Source organism: Sporosarcina luteola (genome assembly GCF_007991495.1).
Classification (GTDB): Bacteria; Bacillota; Bacilli; order Bacillales_A; family Planococcaceae; genus Sporosarcina; species Sporosarcina luteola.
The window spans coordinates 1-5,715 of the sequence record NZ_BJYL01000070.1 but is presented as its reverse complement, the minus strand read 5'-3'; the positions used below and the strand labels follow the sequence as shown (position 1 = coordinate 5,715).

Below are 5,715 nucleotides of genomic sequence, written 5' to 3'. Positions count from 1 at the left end.
TCACTCCCTCCTACTCGATTTTCTTCGAAGTTGAAACTTTTGTTGTCATAGGAAAGAAAAAATACAAACTTTTTTGAACGAAATGATGAAACGCCGCGTCTAATGAAGGAAGGAGGCGAAAAGGATGGAACTTGAAATCGTGCAGCGTGCTATTCGTGGGGATCATCAAGCGATACTTTCACTTATTGAAATGGATGAAGAGATTTTATATCGCATGGCTTTTACATATATGAAAAATGAACAAGACACGTTAGATGTAATGCAGGATCTTATTTACAAGGCACTAAAAAAAATGCATACCGTTAAACAGCAAGAATATGCCAGAACATGGCTCGTCCGAGTTCTAATCAATTGTTGTAAAGACCATTTAAGAAAACGACAACCAACTGTTCCAATAGAGGAACACCACTTATCTGGGTGGGTCATCTATTCTGATTTGGAGCGGCTACTGGAACAATTATCTTTGTCTGAGCAGCAACTCGTCTATATGAAGTATTTTCAGCAATTAAAAAACAAAGAAATTGCTGAGCTAAATCAAATTCCTGAAGGTACTGTAAAGTCTAAGCTTCACCATGTATTAAAGAAGCTTAGAAAATACGCTGGAGAAAGGGAGGACTGGCTATGAATAAACTACCGATTGACGTTCCAAAGGAAAAACTTCAACAAATTCGAATGGATACTTTTCGTAAGGTTCAGCGAGAAAAAAGAATAAAAAAGCGTATTGTCCCGGTTGCAATAGTTACTTTGTTTTGTGTAAGTATTTTACTTTCAATTCGTGTTTCTCCTACTTTTGCTAGTTATGTTGCAAAAATACCTGGCTTTTATGCACTTGTATCAGCGGTAAGAAGTGATGCTGGGATAAAAGACATTGTGGACAATCAATACTTTGAAGAGATCAATGTAACGGAGTCTAAAAATGGCCTATCGTTAACATTGCAAGGCGTAATTGCAGATCATTCGGGCTTTGTCCTCTTTTATGACGCCGATGCTCTATTTGATATGTCAAAATTATACTTGAATGACGTTCAATTGTTCCAAGGAGACGATGAAATACCTGGCCCAAATAGTTTTACCAGCAATGCAGATAATCAAGAATACATTTCTTCTTTAGTAGAATATAGCTTTTCAGAACCAATCGTTTATACTTCGAAGGATTTTAAAGCTGTTTTTCATTTTAATGATATAGATAAGGGGAATATTGAAATTACGATACCGTTTACACTACAAAATGATATAGCGCAGGAAAAAGTTATTGATACGAATCGTACTGTAGATGTTGATGGTCAGAAATTTACGATTACACAAATTCGCCGATCTCCATTAAAAACGGCTATAGATATTGAAATAGAAGAAGCGAATACAATGCAAATATTAGCTTTTGATGATATTGCAGTCATGACGGATAGCGGTGAGCGAAGATACAGCATCATAAATCGCATTGAAACAGACGGAGATATTCGCGACGGCAAAATTACTCTCTATGTGCAAAGTAATTATTTTCATGAGGCAGATTCACTCATGATTCATATTGGTGGCATTCAAGCCGTTCCGAAGGGCGAGGATTTTATAGAAGTTGATTTTGGTACAAAAGAAGTGCTCACGAAACCTGAGTTTTTCGATTGGGACATTTCCGTAACGTCTCAAAATGTATCAGTTGCTCTAAAGAAAGGGGATAATCAAGGTAGAGATCTAAGGCTATGGAATGCAGTAAAAGAAGATGGTACACCACTAGAATTTGCACGCAGCACATTTTCACGAGATGGGCAGTACGAAATTGAGACGACGCAATTTCAAGATTATGATGGCAAAGCAAAAATATATTTCAGCTATTACTTCAATCCTATTGGAGAAAACATCGAACTGGATATTCCGTTGCAATAAGGTACAGAAAGTAATTTTATGGGTGAAATGAAGTGAAAACCTGAACTTCTCCAGTAGTTATCTATAAAGCGCGATATAATTGAACAAAGGGAGATCATCAATTGATGATCTCCCTTTGTTCAATCAGAATGAAAGTGGCTTCCTATTAAATACTTGTAACCTTTAATCGTTTCGAACGTATGCAATAGTAAGGAACTAAGTCGATTTCAGATCTAAGTAAGATAATATTAAGGAGGGATAGCTATTCCTAAGATTAATAAGAGGTTTTTACCGTTTTTAATTTATTACTCTTTGGTAACAATACTTATACTTATAACAATGAAAACCAATTTCAATTTGACTGGTTATAATTACTACTTGGATGAAAAAGCGATGGTGTTAACGATCGAAGAAGACTTTGTGGAAAAAGAAATTTTTAATGTGCAAGATACTGTCGTTCAACCAATGAAAGTAATGTTACTAATTAATAAAGCACACGACATGTGGTTGCTTAATATTTATATAATACCTCTTTTTATATCAATAATTTTTGTATTATTCTATAAACCTTTGAGACCTCGGAAAAACATAAAATTGTATGTTGCACTATTTATTTTACTTCTTGCCGCCTTTATTATTTGGGATGTTTACGTTCACAAAGAAATTATAGAGGGTATATCAAATGCTCTAAAATAGTTGATAAATATAGAATGAGCCATACCCCTTGTTTTAGTTTTTTTCTTTTTGAATGAAGCAGTTTTGTTGAACAAGAAGATTAGATGGGAATATTGAGGAGGGAATAAATGGCTAAAGATAAAAAAGGAAGGAAAAAAGTACACCGTATAGTAGTACATGGGAAGACCCCTGAAGAAAGATTTCTAGAGTTACATGGGATGACATTAGCGGAATGGAACGAACAACAATTCAAAGCTAAAACTGGAATGACAACCGAAGAATGGTATATAAAAAAGATTACATCTACAACACCTTTTGATTTTATTAAAGAACTTTACGAGACTGTTACCGAGGATGATATAAAACTTGTTAAGGATTTGCAGTTATTGGGATTAAAAGATGGTGTCATAAATGTGTTACTTCATTATGTTGCAGTTTTTAGTAGAATCGGAATGGTTCACGAGTTGGTAAGAGAAATGGGTAAAAATTGGCGCAACGAAAATATAGTAACTGTTGAAAAGGCTATTGTCTTTGTTAGGGAAGAACTTAAGAAGTACAAAGAGTCAGCAGAGACGTAATTATTAGTAAGGTATCCCTACTTGGAAATCCTTCTTCAACTAACACAACGGGACCGTTTGGAGCATAGTACTGTTTCACAAATCGGGCTATATTGTAGAAGAATAAAGGAGTTCAAAAATGTGTTATGACAGGGAAACACGCCCCTCTGATATAGAAAAATTTATTTATGATCTCAAAGAAGAAATCAAGAAGATTTTAAAAGAAAATTTCATTGGTTTTTATATACACGGTTCTTTAGCAATGGGGGGATTTAACCCGAACAGTAGCGATATCGATATTTTAGTTGTTACAATCAAAACAATCAAAGTTGATACTAAAAGGTTATTAGCGCAGTTCTTTCTAAATCATTCTAATTTGCCATTTCCAGTTGAAACAAGTTTTCTAAATAGAGAACAATTAAAGGACTGGCAACATCCCTGTTCCTTTGATTTTCATTATAGTGAGTTTTGGAGAGAGCGGTATCAGAATGATTTGTTAAGTGATACGTCCAATTTTTTAAATGATGATACTAGCACAGATACAGATTTAGCAGCACATATAACAATAACTAACCATAGGGGTATATGTGTAGAAGGGGAACCCATTGATAAGGTTTTTCCTTCAGTACCACGATTAGATTACATTTCGTCAATAATAGGTGATTTTGAGGACTGTTTGCAAAACATTAAAGTTGACCCGATATATTGTACCCTAAATTCGATAAGGGTGTATTGGTATCTAAAAGAAGGGGTTATTTCATCCAAGTTGGAAGCTGGTATTTGGGGTTGTAGAGTTTTACCGAAATATTTTAGTAAGATAGTTAGAAACGTGGTTAATATTTACACGGGCGAGGACGATGAATGGCCTTTGAGTATAGAGGAGTTAATTTTTCTAAGAGATTATTTAGAGGAAAGAGTACAAGGATTATTACAAAAATGATTAAGTAATAAATTCCACAATCAGGCACGATTGTCATAATGGCTTATTTCTATCGGCGGAGGAATAAAAATTGGATATCTTATTCTTTATTCTTGTGTAGATAGGCACTTTGGGTATGGCTATCTTTAGTATTATTTTTTTGTCTTAACCTTGATGAAGTGATAAAGAAAATTAAAAATCAACAGCCGACTGTTACTAATGCTTTTTGGTTAACTGCTTCATTCATTTTAATTGTATGGAGTATAACTTTACTACCTGTTGAGGGGGGAATTCACATTAAAAATTTTTATGTAGCATCTAGCTTTCAGAATATAGAGATGGTTCGTTATGTAAGTATGCGATTGGTAGAGAAGGGACTCATTCATACATATGATTGGACAAAGAATGAACGGGCTTCAACAATCGAAGATTTGATGGAAATCGGAATCCAAGAAAAAAATGCTGTTTTGAATTCTGATTTTGTAATAGTTTTATTGCCGGCAGGCAAAGGCAGCCATATTGAATTTGGCCTTGCCCTGGGAGGGGAGAAAAAAATATATCTTTATTCGGCGTGTGACGATATTAATAACTTCGAAAATACCAGCACATTTTATCACTTATCAAGTGTTGAAAAATATATTGGAACAATTGATGGCTTGATAGATAAAATTATAATGAATCAGATGCCGTTCAACTAGCTGACGTTTTATTACATGCATTCATTGAAGATTTAAATATATACGAAGGACATAAGTGAATCCTGTTCGTGGGGTTAATGCAGATATGACAAATTATATGTAACTAATAGCAGCCATTATAATCGACAGGCAAATCTTTGCTACTTTACGTTAAAAATCTTCGAATATATAAAGAAGGATTTTGATAATAAAGGATATTTTATTTGGTTGCTTTTGGCAGGGCTACTTGTACTTAATGTTGCTGTCAATTCTCCACTAATTAAACATCGAAGTTTAGGTTTTTCAGCATGTTCCTGCAAAGATTATTGATTAAATTAAGTGAATGGCTGTTAAACTGTCCGGCGCACTTCTTGCAGAGGGATTCGCGCCAATAAAAGGGCAGATTTGTGAGAAGGAGAGGGCTTTATGAATAACTGGATGTATACGTTATATGCATTGCTTTTAGGGATCGTTGCTTTTTTCACTGGTGAAATTGTAACGTTTATAATGCTTGGGTTTATACTTATCGCTCTTATTAATATCAACACAACCCTAAAAAAGATCATAAAAAAAGATGATAAGTAGAATAAGACGCAGTTGTTGAAGCTTTCTTTGTCAGAATGGTCCTCTTAATCGAGTATGGCATAGGAAATAGAGTTAGCAGATGGAACTGTATAAGGAAAAGGGAAAAGTGGAACCTATAAAATACTTTCCACAGTGTGAGAATTTGGAAAAATATTTGTTAACGAAGGAGGGGGAAAATGTTATTTTTCATTGGACCTATCGTGGTAGCGCTAATTTGTATCCTTATTTTTACTTTTGTTTTTAAAAATTCGTCGAAAGTCGACACTGGAGTAGAGTTAAATTATTTCAAGTTATCGTATAGACGAAAATTAATTCGGACACTCATAAATATTCCTATAATAGTTTTGTCGCTCATCATCATTTATAGCTTTTCAGAATGGAGTATGTTGGCATATACACTAACAGGACTATTTTTTGTTTTAATCTTTTTAATTCAATTAGT

The 5,715-nt window shown here is 34.2% G+C and carries 7 protein-coding genes; all 7 read left to right on the top strand.

The genetic code is table 11. The features are described 5' to 3' along the window. Positions 1-124 precede the first annotated feature (124 nt). The 7 genes from SLU01_RS17755 (at position 125) to SLU01_RS18065 (ending at position 5,273) form a co-directional block, all read left to right on the top strand. The gene (locus tag SLU01_RS17755) at positions 125-625 is read left to right on the top strand and encodes a sigma-70 family RNA polymerase sigma factor (RefSeq protein WP_147060850.1); all 501 of its coding nucleotides are present in this window, start codon (positions 125-127) and stop codon (positions 623-625) included. Next, positions 622-1,881, top strand: a complete 1,260-nt coding sequence (locus tag SLU01_RS17750; protein ID WP_147060848.1) for a DUF4179 domain-containing protein — start codon at positions 622-624, stop codon at positions 1,879-1,881. Before SLU01_RS17755 ends, SLU01_RS17750 begins: the two co-directional genes overlap by 4 nt. 372 nt (positions 1,882-2,253) lie before the next feature. Then, positions 2,254-2,556, top strand: a complete 303-nt coding sequence (locus tag SLU01_RS17745; RefSeq protein ID WP_170232749.1) for a hypothetical protein — start codon at positions 2,254-2,256, stop codon at positions 2,554-2,556. 107 nt (positions 2,557-2,663) lie between these two features. Next, on the top strand, positions 2,664-3,113 hold the full coding sequence (locus SLU01_RS17740; protein ID WP_147060844.1) for a replication initiation and membrane attachment family protein: 450 nt from the start codon (positions 2,664-2,666) through the stop codon (positions 3,111-3,113). 118 nt (positions 3,114-3,231) lie between these two features. Continuing rightward, positions 3,232-4,032 (top strand): aminoglycoside adenylyltransferase domain-containing protein, encoded by an 801-nt coding sequence (locus tag SLU01_RS17735; protein ID WP_147060842.1) that lies wholly within the window; start codon positions 3,232-3,234, stop codon positions 4,030-4,032. A 158-nt stretch (positions 4,033-4,190) separates the two neighbouring features. Then, positions 4,191-4,709: a group-specific protein gene (locus SLU01_RS17730; protein ID WP_308507750.1), complete on the top strand. Its 519-nt coding sequence runs from the start codon at positions 4,191-4,193 to the stop codon at positions 4,707-4,709. A gap of 405 nt (positions 4,710-5,114) precedes the next feature. After that, on the top strand, positions 5,115-5,273 hold the full coding sequence (locus tag SLU01_RS18065) for a hypothetical protein (protein WP_170232748.1): 159 nt from the start codon (positions 5,115-5,117) through the stop codon (positions 5,271-5,273). Positions 5,274-5,715 lie beyond the last annotated feature (442 nt).

Excerpts from the sequence above, each read along its gene's own strand:
- SLU01_RS17755 (WP_147060850.1), top strand. The coding sequence starts at position 125 with ATGGAACTTGAAATCGTGCAGCGTGCTATTCGTGGGGATCATCAAGCG.
- SLU01_RS17750 (WP_147060848.1), top strand. The coding sequence starts at position 622 with ATGAATAAACTACCGATTGACGTTCCAAAGGAAAAACTTCAACAAATT.
- SLU01_RS17745 (WP_170232749.1), top strand. The coding sequence starts at position 2,254 with ATGGTGTTAACGATCGAAGAAGACTTTGTGGAAAAAGAAATTTTTAAT.
- SLU01_RS17740 (WP_147060844.1), top strand. The coding sequence starts at position 2,664 with ATGGCTAAAGATAAAAAAGGAAGGAAAAAAGTACACCGTATAGTAGTA.
- SLU01_RS17735 (WP_147060842.1), top strand. The coding sequence starts at position 3,232 with ATGTGTTATGACAGGGAAACACGCCCCTCTGATATAGAAAAATTTATT.
- SLU01_RS18065 (WP_170232748.1), top strand. The coding sequence starts at position 5,115 with ATGAATAACTGGATGTATACGTTATATGCATTGCTTTTAGGGATCGTT.